The sequence below is a fragment of the Bradyrhizobium sp. BR 10289 genome, from assembly GCF_019455385.1.
Taxonomy (GTDB): Bacteria; Pseudomonadota; Alphaproteobacteria; order Rhizobiales; family Xanthobacteraceae; genus Bradyrhizobium.
On record NZ_JACOFR010000006.1, the window covers coordinates 147,134 to 159,447 of the forward strand.

Annotated in this window: 16 protein-coding genes; 9 read left to right on the top strand and 7 right to left on the bottom strand. The window is 63.3% G+C overall.

Going from position 1 to position 12,314, the window contains the following annotated elements:
* Positions 1 to 211 precede the first annotated feature (211 nt).
* Positions 212 to 550 (top strand): response regulator, encoded by a 339-nt coding sequence (locus HYH08_RS13405; protein WP_349631424.1) that lies wholly within the window; start codon positions 212 to 214, stop codon positions 548 to 550.
* 154 nt (positions 551 to 704) lie between these two features.
* Here the strand turns inward: HYH08_RS13405 and HYH08_RS13410 are convergent, their stop codons facing one another.
* Positions 705 to 1,442, bottom strand: coding sequence for an SDR family oxidoreductase (locus tag HYH08_RS13410; RefSeq protein WP_220010277.1), 738 nt, complete (start codon positions 1,440 to 1,442; stop codon positions 705 to 707).
* Between the two features lie 109 nt (positions 1,443 to 1,551).
* Between HYH08_RS13410 and HYH08_RS13415 the strand changes: the two genes are divergently transcribed.
* The 8 genes from HYH08_RS13415 to HYH08_RS13450 all read left to right on the top strand — a co-directional run bounded on the left by HYH08_RS13415 (position 1,552) and on the right by HYH08_RS13450 (position 7,018).
* Positions 1,552 to 2,145 (top strand): TetR/AcrR family transcriptional regulator, encoded by a 594-nt coding sequence (locus tag HYH08_RS13415; RefSeq protein ID WP_220010278.1) that lies wholly within the window; start codon positions 1,552 to 1,554, stop codon positions 2,143 to 2,145.
* A 165-nt stretch (positions 2,146 to 2,310) separates the two neighbouring features.
* Positions 2,311 to 2,796 carry a YkgB family protein gene (locus HYH08_RS13420; RefSeq protein ID WP_220010279.1) on the top strand — a complete coding sequence of 162 codons (486 nt, stop codon included), beginning with the start codon at positions 2,311 to 2,313 and terminating at the stop codon, positions 2,794 to 2,796.
* Between the two features lie 272 nt (positions 2,797 to 3,068).
* On the top strand, positions 3,069 to 4,340 hold the full coding sequence (gene soxC, locus HYH08_RS13425) for a sulfite dehydrogenase (RefSeq protein ID WP_220010280.1): 1,272 nt from the start codon (positions 3,069 to 3,071) through the stop codon (positions 4,338 to 4,340).
* Positions 4,327 to 4,875, top strand: coding sequence for a c-type cytochrome (locus tag HYH08_RS13430; protein ID WP_220010281.1), 549 nt, complete (start codon positions 4,327 to 4,329; stop codon positions 4,873 to 4,875). The genes soxC and HYH08_RS13430 overlap by 14 nt, the downstream gene beginning before the upstream one ends.
* Before the next feature lie 11 nt (positions 4,876 to 4,886).
* Entirely contained in the window at positions 4,887 to 5,357 is a 471-nt protein-coding gene (locus HYH08_RS13435; protein WP_220010282.1) for a DUF302 domain-containing protein, read from the top strand.
* 21 nt (positions 5,358 to 5,378) lie between these two features.
* Positions 5,379 to 5,717, top strand: a complete 339-nt coding sequence (locus HYH08_RS13440) for a hypothetical protein (RefSeq protein WP_220010283.1) — start codon at positions 5,379 to 5,381, stop codon at positions 5,715 to 5,717.
* Between the two features lie 112 nt (positions 5,718 to 5,829).
* Positions 5,830 to 6,096, top strand: coding sequence for a hypothetical protein (locus tag HYH08_RS13445; protein WP_220010284.1), 267 nt, complete (start codon positions 5,830 to 5,832; stop codon positions 6,094 to 6,096).
* Between the two features lie 163 nt (positions 6,097 to 6,259).
* Positions 6,260 to 7,018 (top strand): outer membrane protein, encoded by a 759-nt coding sequence (locus tag HYH08_RS13450; RefSeq protein ID WP_220010285.1) that lies wholly within the window; start codon positions 6,260 to 6,262, stop codon positions 7,016 to 7,018.
* Positions 7,019 to 7,181: 163 nt separating this feature from the next.
* On the opposite strand, the gene HYH08_RS37450 is transcribed toward HYH08_RS13450, so the two are convergent.
* The 6 genes from HYH08_RS37450 to fumC form a co-directional block, all read right to left on the bottom strand.
* Entirely contained in the window at positions 7,182 to 7,424 is a 243-nt protein-coding gene (locus tag HYH08_RS37450; RefSeq protein ID WP_502788016.1) for a hypothetical protein, read from the bottom strand.
* A gap of 426 nt (positions 7,425 to 7,850) precedes the next feature.
* Positions 7,851 to 9,725: a ferrous iron transporter B gene (feoB, locus tag HYH08_RS13455; protein ID WP_220010286.1), complete on the bottom strand. Its 1,875-nt coding sequence runs from the start codon at positions 9,723 to 9,725 to the stop codon at positions 7,851 to 7,853.
* A gap of 25 nt (positions 9,726 to 9,750) precedes the next feature.
* Positions 9,751 to 10,026: a FeoA family protein gene (locus HYH08_RS13460; RefSeq protein ID WP_220010287.1), complete on the bottom strand. Its 276-nt coding sequence runs from the start codon at positions 10,024 to 10,026 to the stop codon at positions 9,751 to 9,753.
* A gap of 113 nt (positions 10,027 to 10,139) precedes the next feature.
* Positions 10,140 to 10,394 (bottom strand): ribbon-helix-helix domain-containing protein, encoded by a 255-nt coding sequence (locus HYH08_RS13465; RefSeq protein ID WP_220010288.1) that lies wholly within the window; start codon positions 10,392 to 10,394, stop codon positions 10,140 to 10,142.
* Entirely contained in the window at positions 10,391 to 10,579 is a 189-nt protein-coding gene (locus HYH08_RS13470) for a DUF4169 family protein (RefSeq protein ID WP_220010289.1), read from the bottom strand. Before HYH08_RS13470 ends, HYH08_RS13465 begins: the two co-directional genes overlap by 4 nt.
* Positions 10,580 to 10,857: 278 nt before the next feature.
* Positions 10,858 to 12,291, bottom strand: coding sequence for a class II fumarate hydratase (gene fumC / locus HYH08_RS13475; RefSeq protein WP_220010290.1), 1,434 nt, complete (start codon positions 12,289 to 12,291; stop codon positions 10,858 to 10,860).
* Positions 12,292 to 12,314 lie beyond the last annotated feature (23 nt).

Genomic DNA, 12,314 nt, shown 5'->3' on the forward strand with positions numbered 1-12,314 from the left:
CACGAAAAAAGCCCCGCCGCGGCGGGGCCTCCTTGCGCCGAGTCCAGGATTCAGCGGAGGGAAACCCGCGGAACTGCAGGGATTGTCAACAAAGCCGCACATTCGCGTCGTGTAGTGACGTCCGACGTCGCATGTTCCGCGACGGATCGCCGCGTCAACGCCGAAGCCAAGGGCGAATCGAACGATGTCGGAACCGCCCTCGATCCTTGTCGTGGAGGATGAATATCCCCTCCAGGGCGTGCTCGAGGACGCTCTGGCGGAAGCAGGGTTTGCATCCGACATCCTTTCCTCGGGCGAGGAAGCGATCACGGTGTTCATCGCCAGGGGAAAGCATCACAAGGCGCTCGTGACCGATGTGTACCTCGCCGGCGCGTTGAGTGGTTGGGATCTCGCCCGCAGAATGAGAGAGAAACATCCGGACATTCCGGTCGTGTACATGATGGCCGGTGCCGATCTGGCGTTATGGAAGTCACAAGGCGTGCCCAACAGCCTTCTTCTCGAAAAGCCGTTTCCGCCCGAGCGCCTCGTTGCGGCCCTGATGACGCTGTGAGGGGGCCGCGGCCTTGGGTCATGCGAAGGTTGCCCGTCCTCGCCGAGAAACGAGTTGGCCGTGGGGTCGGCTGTTCCCTGGTTCCCTCGAACTGTAGGGGTTCGTCGAATGCGGCCGGCCCAATCCGTGGTCCGGCCGCCGGTGTTTTCAGGGCTCAGGCGTTCGCGCCGCCATCAACCGTCAATGTCGTGCCCGTGATGTACTTGGCCTTCGCGCTCGCCAGGAACGCGACCGCGCTCGCGATGTCATCTGTCGCGCCGTAGCTGCCGAGAGCCATGAACTGCTTCAAGGTCTCCGCGGTCGGGCCGTGCGCCGGATTCATGTCGGTGTCGATCGAGCCCGGTGCCACGAGGTTGACCGTGATGTCCCTGGGCCCAAGCTCCCGCGCCAGCGCCTTGGTGAACGCTGCCAGCGCCGCCTTAGAGGCGGCGTAGACGCCGAGCACTGGCGAGGGCACGCGGTCTGCAAAATAGCTGCCGATGGTGATGATGCGGCCGCCCTTGCCGAGGTGGGGCAGCGCGGCCTTGCTTGCCACGATCGGTGAGCGGACATTGACGTTCAGCAGCGCGTCGATGTCCCCAAGCGACATGTCGGCAAGGCCCGCCAGCCGCAGAATGCCGGCGTTGTTGACGAGAATGTCGAGCCCGCCCAGCTCCTTGACGGTTGTCTCGACCGAAGCCTGGACTGCACCGACATCGGCGCTGTCGGCCTGGATCGCCACGGCCTTCCGCCCGGTCGCTTTGATGGCGTGAACCACCTTGGCGGCGCTGTCCGCGGACTTCTCGTAAGTGATTGCGACATTGGCGCCTTCGGCCGCGAGCGCCTTGGCGATGGCGGCACCGATACCCCTGCTTGCGCCCGTCACCAGGGCCCGTTTTCCTGCCAGTGTCATCTGCTCTCTCCAATTTTGTAACGATCGACACAGAATATGTGGAGGCTTGAACCCATTCGTCAAGTGAATTATGTGTTGATCATTACAGAACGAGACGCGAAAGGGCGTCATGGCTGGACGGCCACGGGAATTTGATCGCGATGCGGCGCTTGAAGCCGCCATGCACCTGTTTTGGCGCAAAGGCTTCGCTGCGGCCTCGATGCACGATCTGTGCGAGGCCATGGGCGTCAGCTCACCGAGCCTCTATGCCGCCTTTGGCAGCAAGGAGGAGCTCTACCTTGCCGCCTTCGCGCATTACGCCGCGACCGAAGGTCAGGCTGTCTGGGACAGGTTGGCGGACGGCGCGACAGCACGCGCCGGGGTCGAGAACCTGCTGATGGCCGCCGCCGAGACCCTTCCGAAATCCCGGATCGCCCCGGCGGGCTGCATGGTCGCGTTGGGCGCCGTCAGTGACGAGTGGCCGCCATCGATCGCCCGTGTGGTCAGGAAAGTCAGGCTGGACCTGCTCCGCAGTTTGCACGCGCGGCTGGAGGCGGCGCTCGCCGATGGCGAGCTGCCCGCGATGACGGATATCGATGCCCTCAGCCGTTTCTATCTCAGCGTCTTCCAGGGCATGGCCATCCAGGCCAAGGACGGCGCGACGCCGGCGGAGTTGAGAAGCGCGGCGAAGGCCGCGATGGTCGCGTGGCCGGGCGAGGGGTAGCTCTCGGCAGGTCGGATGGGCCTTGACACAAAAACCCACATTGCACGCAGCTGTGATCTGCGGACCCCGCGGATACAGGTAACAAGCGAAGCTCCTCTTCGTACTGTCCGCAGCGGACACTCGTTCGCCAAAGGATGCACGTCTTGTCCGGGGAGACATCGTCACATGCAAGGGCTCAACATTGCCGAGACCGGCGCAGGTTCCTATCGACCGCTCGCCATTCTCCGCTGGGTCATGGTGGTCATCTTCGTCTCGTTCGGCATGCAGAAGTTCACGCTGCAATCGGCACAGGGCATCGCTCAGTTCATCACTAACAGTCCATTCATCTCCTGGCTGTCCGTCTTCGGTCTGAGGGGAGAGGCCTACGTCCTCGGGGTGGCCGAGTTCGTGATTGCGGCACTGCTCGTGGCAGGCAGCTTCAATCCAATCCTGTCGGCGCTGGGTTCATTCATGGGCATGATGACCTTCGCGGTGACGTGGTCGTTCTTCTTCACGACGCCGGGCGTGGTCAGATGGAGCCTTTCGACCGATCCAATGGCGTGGAATCTGACCGGCGAATTCCTGTTCAAGGACATCGTCCTGCTGTGCGTCTGCGCCGTGCTGTTTCTGGCCTCGCTGCCGAGCTCGGTCATTCGGCTGCGTGCCCGCTGAGCGTTCGTTTTGTAGTTTTGTAGAATGGGTATAGCGCAGCGAAACCCATCATTGTCTCCGAGCATACGGAAACGCGATGGGTTTCGCTGCGCTCTACCCATCCTAAGGGGCTATTCGCGCGCACGAGGCCTTCAGGGAGGCCTGATCGACTTGCGCGCCAATGCTCATTCTTTCTAACACAACCTAACAAGCAATCTTCGCCGCGTCCGCTAAATGTCTCGACATGACAGCGGACGCGGTTTCGAAAAAGCACGATATCAGCGGGAGATGATATGACGTCCAGGACACCAATCGAATTATTGCCGGGGCATGCGAATGTGTCGCGTCGCGGCTTTGTCGGAGGCCTGTCGGCCGGCATCTTGGGCGCGGCCGCCTCTGAGGCAGCCGGCGCGGAAACGCTGGCCGACGTGCCCGATCGTGGGCCCGGCGCCGAACTCAGTGCGCATAGCGAGCGCTCTCGATTCGTAAAACTCGATCGCATCCCTGAGGCGACACCGGGCAAGCGCAACGTCGATCCCGGCAACGCCATCAACTCCAAGACGCCGCACCAGAAGCTGGTCGGCAACATCACGCCGACCGATCTGCACTATGAGCGCAGCCATTCCGGCGTGCCCGATATCGATCCCGCCCAGCACCGGCTGCTGATCCACGGCATGGTCTCGAAGCCGCTTGTGTTCAGCGTCGAGGATCTGAAGCGGATGCCGTCGATCACCCGAATCGTCTTCATCGAATGCACCGGCAACGGCTGGGAAAACTGGAAGAAGGCCGATCCCGACCTGACGGTGCAGAACACGCATGGCCTTGTCAGCACCAATGAATGGACCGGCGTGCCACTCAAATTCCTGATTGATCTCGTCGCCAAGGACAGGAGCTCGAACTGGATGCTCGCGGAAGGCGGCGATGGCGCAGGCGTGGATCGCAGCATTCCGCTCACCGACGAGATTCTCAGCGAGGCCTTCGTCGCCTACGGGCAGAACGGCGAGCCGCTGCGGCCCGCGCACGGCTTTCCGATGCGGCTGGTGATGCCGGGCTTCGAAGGCAACCTCAACATCAAATGGCTGCGCCGCCTCAAGTTCGGCAACGCGCCCTGGATGACGCGCTGGGAGACGGCGCGCTACACGCAGCTGCTGGCCGACGGCAAGGCGCGGCAATTCCAACTGCGGATGGAGACCAACTCCGTCATCACCCAGCCTTCGGGCATGATGCAGATCCAGCCGGGTTACAACCGCATCTCGGGCCTCGCCTGGAGCGGCCATGGCAAGATCGCCAAGGTCGAGGTCTCCACTGACGGCGCGAAGACCTGGAAGCAGGCGCAATTGAGTCAGCCGGTGCTGTCCAAGGCGCAGGTGCGCTTCCAGATGGACTGGGTCTGGGACGGCAAGCCGACCAGGATCGTTAGCCGCTCGACCGACGAGCAAGGCAATGTCCAGCCCGACCGGCAATCCTTCATCGCCGCGATGGGGACCAACGCATTGTTTCACTACAACGCCCAGCAGACCTGGAGCATCGACGAGGCCGGGAGGGTCCGCAATGTTCTCGCATAGGAAACTCCTTCTCGCCGGCTTTCTCGGCGCGGGTCTGATCGCTGCGCCTGCGCTGGCGTTTGATTTCGGCCGGCCGGCAACGCCCGCCGAGATCAAGCTGTGGGACATCGATATCGGCCCCGATGGCAAGGGCCTGCCTGACGGCGGCGGCTCCGCGGTCCAAGGCAAGCAGATCTTCGCCGACAATTGCGCGGTCTGTCATGGCGACAACGGCCAGGGCGGCATCAAGGACCGGCTCGTCGGCGGGCAGGGCACGCTTGCCTCCAACATGCCGGTCAAGACCGTCGGCAGCTTCTGGCCCTACGCAACGACCCTGTACGACTACATTCACCGCGCCATGCCCTATCCGACGCCTGGCTCGCTGAGCACCGACGAGACCTATGCCGTCACGGCCTACATCCTCAGTCTCAACGGCATCATTCCCGCTGACGGCAAGGTCGACAAGGACAGCTTGCCGAAGATCAGGATGCCCAATCGCGACGGCTTCATTCCGGATCCGGAATTCGATCCAGCAAAACTGTTCCGCAAGAAATGAGCCCGCGGTGCATGAGGCTTTCGGCACTGATCAAGATCCTCGCTGTGATTGCAGCGCTTTATTCATGGGAGACACCGGCAATGGCCGTAGACGGACTCATCACCATCAAGAGCAGTTTTGGACCGGAAGACACGATGAAGCGGCTGGAGGCCGAAGTGAAGGCCAGGGGCCTCACCGTGTTTGCCCATGTCGATCATGCCGCGGGCGCGTCTGCCGCCGGCCTGCCGTTGCGTCCGACGGATCTGCTCATCTTCGGCAATGCCAAGGGTGGCACGCCGTTGATGCAGCAGGCGCAGACCATCGGCATCGACCTGCCGCTGAAGGCGCTGGTCTGGCAGGACGAGCAGGGCGCGACTTGGCTGTCCTACAACGATCCGGCCTGGCTCGCCGGGCGCCACCGCGTCGGCGAGCCGGCCAAGGCTGCAGTTCTCGCAATGACCGGCGCCCTGCATGCGATCGCGACCAAGGCGACTGCGCCATAGGGCGCCATTGAGGAGGGGTCCATGAACAGCACCGACATGCGACAGGCACCATCCACGCCGCAAGGCGGCAAGCTCGTCACATGGCTGGTCATCGCGGTATTGTGCGCGATGCTCGCCGGAGCCTTCGCGCTCGGCTATCTCGGCTGGTTCAGGACGGATCACGACGTACCGGAGGCGGGCTATGTCGCGCTCGTTCTCGGCGTCGTGTTCTCGCTGGTCGTCGGCGTCGGCCTGATGACGCTGGTCTTCTATAGCAGCCGCAAGGGTTATGACGAACCGGTGGTGCTGATCAAGGAGCCGGAGAGCGATCAGGAGGAGACCAGAGCCGCCCGCGCTGACTTGCAACAATCAGGCCGATGAAGATCGATGATGCCTGAGCTTGCTGCGCTTTCGGCGTTGATCTGAATCAAGCGCGCGGACACCAGCGGCACGACAACGCGTCACTGGGGCCGGTGACATGTTGGCGTGCGCGATGATTCCGACCTGGTACGTCACTTTTGAAGTGCAGCAGCGAGGCATTCTGCCGAGACAACGCAGTCCGCGGGAAACCAGGACCTTCGCGACGGAGCAGGAAGCCAAACTCTTTGCGCGCGCCAAGCTCGATGAGGGACTTGCCGTCTTTGCAGGGACCATCAACCCGCACGTTCCGAGGCGCGTGATCCCGTCCGCCGGCATCAACGCCTGGCTCGCCGAGAACCAGGACGGCACGACGGCATCGGGCAATTCAAACCAGGACTAAGCACTTTTCCGTGCATAGCGATGGCGCTTGAGTGTTGCCATTTTGATACGGCCGAAAACCTCGTCGCGCGTAAACTCCAGGATGTTCGCAGCACTTATGCACGCCAGCCTGCATAAGGGCTCACTTTGTTGAACAAGAAGATCTGAGCAAAGGGGACGAGACGATGAAAAAGCTTTCGATCGCGGCGATCGGCTTCGCGGCGCTGAGCATGGCAGCTCCCGCCATGGCCGCCGATATGGCCGTCAAGGCTGCGCCGCCGCCGGCACCGGTGGTGGCTGTTTACAACTGGACCGGATTTTACATCGGTGCCAACGGCGGCTGGGGGCAGAGCCACGGCTGCGTGGACCTCATAACGCCCGCCGGCGCCGTCGCGAGCGGTTGCGCCGATCGCTCCGGCGGCCTTGCCGGCGGTCAGATCGGGTATCGCTGGCAGACCAATCAGTTCGTGTTCGGCCTCGAAGCCCAGGGCGATTGGGCCGAGATCAAGAACACGCGCGTCAGCCTGATCGACCCGTTGATCTCGACCACGGGAAAGATCGATGGCATCGGGCTGTTCACGGCGCAGCTCGGTTGGGCATGGAACGCCTCGTTGCTCTATGTGAAGGGCGGCGCCGCGGTGACGCGCAATCGCTTCGACATCTTCAACAACGTCACCGGCGTCGGTCTCGCTTCTGCCGGTCATACGCGCTGGGGTGGTACCCTCGGCGTCGGCTGGGAGTACGGCTTCTCGCCAAATTGGTCCGTCGGTGTCGAATACGACCATCTCTGGATGGGACGTGACAACAGCGGCTTCGCAGGCGTGGTTACGCCGGGTGGGTTCACCCTCACGGGCAGCGGGGTCACCCAGGATGTCGACATGGTCACGGTTCGGGTGAACTACCGCTTTGGCGGCTACGGTGCGCCCGTCACGGCGCGCTATTGATCCAGAGTCTTCCCAGTGAAACTCGGGCCCCGGCACCGGCCGGGGCCTCTTTCATGAGAGGTGTAGCTCCACAGGGAATGCCACGCAGCTTGGGAGCATAGACACAACCGGCAGCCATCGCCATCTTGTATGGCGACAAGCTTGTGCCCCTTGAGCCAGGCCGTTACCGTCCCGCGCCGATGCGATTGACGCCGCCATTGGCGTTACCGCCGACATTGTGGCGGACCGCTGCACGTGCGACAGGCCGGGGCCGCAGCACGACGCCCGCCCTTGCTACGCATCCGACGGGATAGCCGACATACTGGCAATACACGACCGCGCCGGCCGGTGCCGGATTGAGCGTGATGCCGGCAAGTCCCAGAAGGGTTCTGGCGGCAATTCCCGAGACAGTCGACCTGATCGACAGGCGCTTCTTCGGCTTAGGTGCGTGGCCAGCGCCGAGCCGTCGGCCGTCGATACGAGAGTGATCTCGGAGATGTCATGAGCGGCGTCCGAATTGCGTCGCAACATGTCAAGGCCTTCGCAGGCACTGGCTAGAGACTGGCGGCAGCCAGGAATCCCGGATTGACAAACGTCTGCAGCCACGCGCGCCTGCCACTCCTTCGATGATGCCATGATGCACCTGTTTTGCCCGACGAGTCAAGTCTTATTTCGGATAAACGAAATTTAAGAATCTTCCCTGCTTCTTGCCCAACGCGTCGGGGGAGCCGGATGACGTTGCGCTCCATCGGGGCTACGGACGAAATCATTGTCCCGCGCACGTAACCCGTTGATTGCACAGCCGACGCCTACTGTGCATGGGGTTGTTTTCGAAATTTGGTCTTGAGAGGCTCTATCCCGCTCCGAGCGCCACCGCGACATTGTACGTCACGAGGCTCGCCGCATAGGCCAGCACCAGCATGTAGGCGAAGGTCACAGCCATCCATCCCCAGCTGCCGGTCTCGCGCCGGATCACGGCGAGCGTGGAGGCGCATTGCGGCGCGAAGATGTACCAAGCCAGCATCGACAGCGCGGTGGCCAGCGACCATTTCGTCGCCAGCACCGAGCCGATCTGCTCGGCCGCTTCCTTGCCGCCTTCGATCGCATAGACGGTGCCGAGCGCCGCGACCGCGACCTCGCGCGCCGCCATGCCCGGGATCAGCGCGACCGCGATCTGCCAGTTGAAGCCGACGGGCGCGAGCAGCGGCGCGAGCGCCTTGCCGATCATGGCGGCGAGGCTGAAGTCGATGGCGGGCTCGGTGCTGCCTGCCGGCGGTTGCGGGAACGAGGCCAGGAACCAGATCAGCACCATCATCGAGAAGATCGTGGTGCCGGCGCGGTACAGGAACATTTTTGCGCGGGTGAAGATGCCGATCGCGACCGATTTCAAGCGCGGCAATTTGTAGTCCGGCAGCTCCAGCATGAACGGCGCCGGCGCGTAGTCGCGGATCATGAAGAACTTGATCACGAACGAGACGGCCAGCGCGCTGACAATGCCGGTGGCGTAGAGGCCGAACATCACGAGGCCCTGCAGATTGATGAAGCCCCAGACGTCCTTCGCCGGGATGAAGGCGGAGATGATCAGCGTGTAGACCGGAATGCGCGCCGAGCAGGTCATCAGCGGCGCGATCAGGATCGTGGTCAGCCGGTCGCGCTTGTTGTCGATCACGCGCGTCGCCAAGATGCCGGGAATGGCGCAGGCAAAGCTCGACAGCAGCGGAATGAAGGCGCGGCCGTGCAGGCCGGCGCCGCCCATGATGCGGTCCATCAGGAACGCGGCGCGCGCCATGTAGCCGAAATCTTCCAAGAGCAGGATGAATAGGAAGATGATGATGATCTGCGGCAGGAACACGATGACGCTGCCGACGCCCGAGATCACGCCGTTCTGAAGGAAGCTCTGCAAGAGGCCGTCGGGCAGGTTGGCCTTCACGAGCTCGCCGAGCGCATCGAAGCCGTTGTTGAGCAGGTCCATCAGCGGCTGCGCCCAGGCGAACACCGCCTGGAACATCACGAACAGGATCAGCGCCAGCACGATCAGGCCACCGACGGGATGCAGCACCACGGCGTCGATCCGCGCGGTCCAGGTATCGGGCCGGGCCGGCAGGCTGACGCAATCGGCGATGATGCGGTCGGCCTCGCGCTGGGTGGCGCGCAGCTCGGCGACGCTGAGTGCGCGCCAGCTGTTGTCCTGCGCCGGCTCGGCGGCAAGCTTGGCCGAGATCTCGTCGGTCAGCGCCAGCAGGTCGGCGGTACCGCCCTTGCGCACCGCGATCGAGGTGACCACGGGCACGCCCAGCTCCTTGGCGAGCCGTTCGACGTCGACGGTGATGCCGCGGCGGCTGGCGATGTCGAACATGTTGAGGACGAGGATCATCGGCCGTCCGGTGCGCTTCAGCTCCAGCAGCAGGCGGATGGTCAGGCGCAGATTGGTCGAGTCGGCCACGCACAGCACGAGATCGGGCACGGTCTCGCCGGTGGCCTTGCCGAGCACGAAATCGCGGGTGATCTCCTCGTCCGGGCTGCGGCCGCGCAGCGAATAGGTGCCGGGCAGGTCCACCACCGAGACCTGGCGGCCCTGCGGGGTGACGAAGAAGCCTTCCTTGCGCTCGACGGTGACACCCGGATAGTTCGCGACCTTCTGCCGGCTGCCAGTCAGGGCATTGAACAGCGAGGTCTTGCCGCTGTTGGGCGTGCCGACCAGGGCGAGATGCAGCAGGGGTAATTCCATGGAATCAAATATCCGGTCGCGCGTCTCAAGCGACGATGATGGCCATGGCCTCGCGGCGGCGCACTGCGATGGTGATGTTGTCGACCCTGACGGCGATGGGATCGCGCCCGACCAGGCCCTCGTGCAGGACCTCGACCCGCGCCCCCTCGACGAAGCCGAGCTCGATCAGCCGGCTTTCGAGCTCGATGTCAGAGAGCGCCGAGCCCGTGTCCTTGGTGGCAAGGTGCTGAATGACGCCGGTATAGCCGCGCAGGGCCAGACCCAGCGGCATGTGCGAGCGCGTGTCATTGGTATCGGTCATGCCCTGTATTTTCAACGCAGGGCATGGAGGTCAAGCGCGCTCGCCTCCCGAAGCTGCACCTTAGAGTGATTTTAAAGTGCAGATCACGAAGCTGTGGGCACAGCGCCACCGCCCTACTGGGCAGGGACCTTGTCCGCCTGGATGTTGGCCATGGCGCGGCTCTTGAAGTAGTCGAGCACGAACAGGCGGATCGCCGAGGACAGATTGCCTTGCTGGCGGGCGCCGTCGATTTCGCCGACGAGCTCGGACAGCGTCATGTTGCGCAGGCCCGAGATCTCCTTCATGCCGTTCCAGAACGCCTCTTCCAGGCTGACGCTGGTCTTGTGGCCGGCGACCACGATCGACCGCTTCACGACGGGCGACTTCATGACTGATCCTCGTGATCGATCTGATGCTGGTCCAGGTGCGCCTTCGCCTTGTCCGCGCGCGTCTCCTCCGCCGACCGCTCCGCCTTCGTGCGGCCGAACTTCGCCCGGTTGACGTCCGCCTGCTTCGCCGAGGCTTCCCGCTCGGCGCGCTTCCTGAAACGATTCAGGTTGATGACGTTCCCCATGCCGCGTCTCCATCATCCGCTCCTCTTCAGGCAGGATGAAACATTCAGAAACAAGGCGCCGCGTTGCGCCCCACAAGACTTGATCGCCATTCGCTCGTCCTCGTCAATCGGCCGCTCGGGCCATCAAACGATGAATTAGCCCCGTCAAGGGCGAGGAGGCCTTGCCTAGCACGCCGCCTCGCCGCAACATTGACGGTAATCAAATCCCGTCCTTTAAGCCTTATATTTATGTGCTCCAGGGCTCCGTATCATTACGGATGACTATCGGAATTCGGAATTCATCCGGGCTGCGTCATTTTCTCCGGCTGCACCAGACGGTCGAATTCGTCGGCTGAAACGAAGCCGAGGCGGAGCGCCTCTTCCTTCAGCGTGGTGCCGTTGTGATGTGCGGTCTTGGCGACCTTGGCCGCGTTATCGTAGCCGATCTTCGGGGCGAGCGCCGTCACCAGCATCAGCGAGCGCTGCATCAGCTCCTTGATGCGCTTCTCGTCGGCGCGGATGCCGCTGACGCAATGTTCGGTGAAGGAGCGCGCCGCGTCCGCCATCAGGCGGATCGAATGCAGCATGTTGTAGGCGAGCACGGGCTTATAGACGTTGAGCTCGAAATGGCCCTGGCTGCCGGCAACTGTGATCGCAGTGTGATTGCCGAACACCTGGCAGCACACCATGGTCATCGCCTCGCACTGCGTCGGATTGACCTTGCCCGGCATGATCGAGGAGCCGGGCTCGTTCTCCGGCAGGATCAGCTCGCCAAGGCCCGAGCGCGGGCCTGAACCGAGCAGGCGGATGTCGTTGGCGATCTTGAACAGGCCGGTTGCGACCGAATTGATGGCGCCATGCGCCAGCACATAGGCATCATTCGAGGCCAGCGCCTCGAATTTGTTGGCGGCGCTGGTGAAGGGGAGTTTGGTAATCCCGGCAGCGTGCTTTGCGAACAGTTTTGCAAAGCGAGGCTTGGAGTTGAGGCCGGTCCCCACCGCCGTGCCGCCCTGCGCCAGCGGATAGAGATCCTTCACCGCGACCTTCAGTCGCGCGATGCCGCTCTCGACCTGCGCGGCGTATCCGGAAAATTCCTGCCCGAGCGTCAGCGGCGTCGCATCCTGGGTGTGGGTGCGGCCGATCTTCACGATCTTGGAAAACTCCTTCTCCTTCTTGCGCAGCGCGCGGAGCAGCTCACCGAGGGCGGGGACGAGATCGGCAGTGATGCGGCTGGCGGCCGCGATATGCATGGCAGTGGGAAAAGAGTCGTTCGACGACTGGCTCATGTTGACGTGGTCATTCGGATGCACCGGCTTCTTGGCACCGAGCTCGCCGCCGAGCAGCTCGTTGGCGCGGTTGGCGATCACCTCGTTGAGGTTCATGTTGCTCTGAGTGCCCGAGCCGGTCTGCCACACCACAAGCGGGAAATGATCGTCGAGCTTGCCCTCGATCACCTCGCGCGCCGCGCGGATGATCGCGCCCGCGCGGCGCTGGTCGAGCAGGCCGAGCTCGAGGTTGGACTGTGCGGCCGCGAGCTTGACGATGCCGAGCGCATGCACCAGCTCGATCGGCATGCGATCGATGCCGATGCGGAAATTCTGGCGAGAGCGTTCGGTCTGCGCGCCCCAATAGCGATCGGCGGGGACTTCGATGGGACCGAAACTGTCGGTCTCGATGCGGGTGGCGGGGGACGAGGTCTTCGCGCGGGCAGCTTTGGCCATGAGCACATCCATTCCGGCGCGCGAGGTGCCGCGCG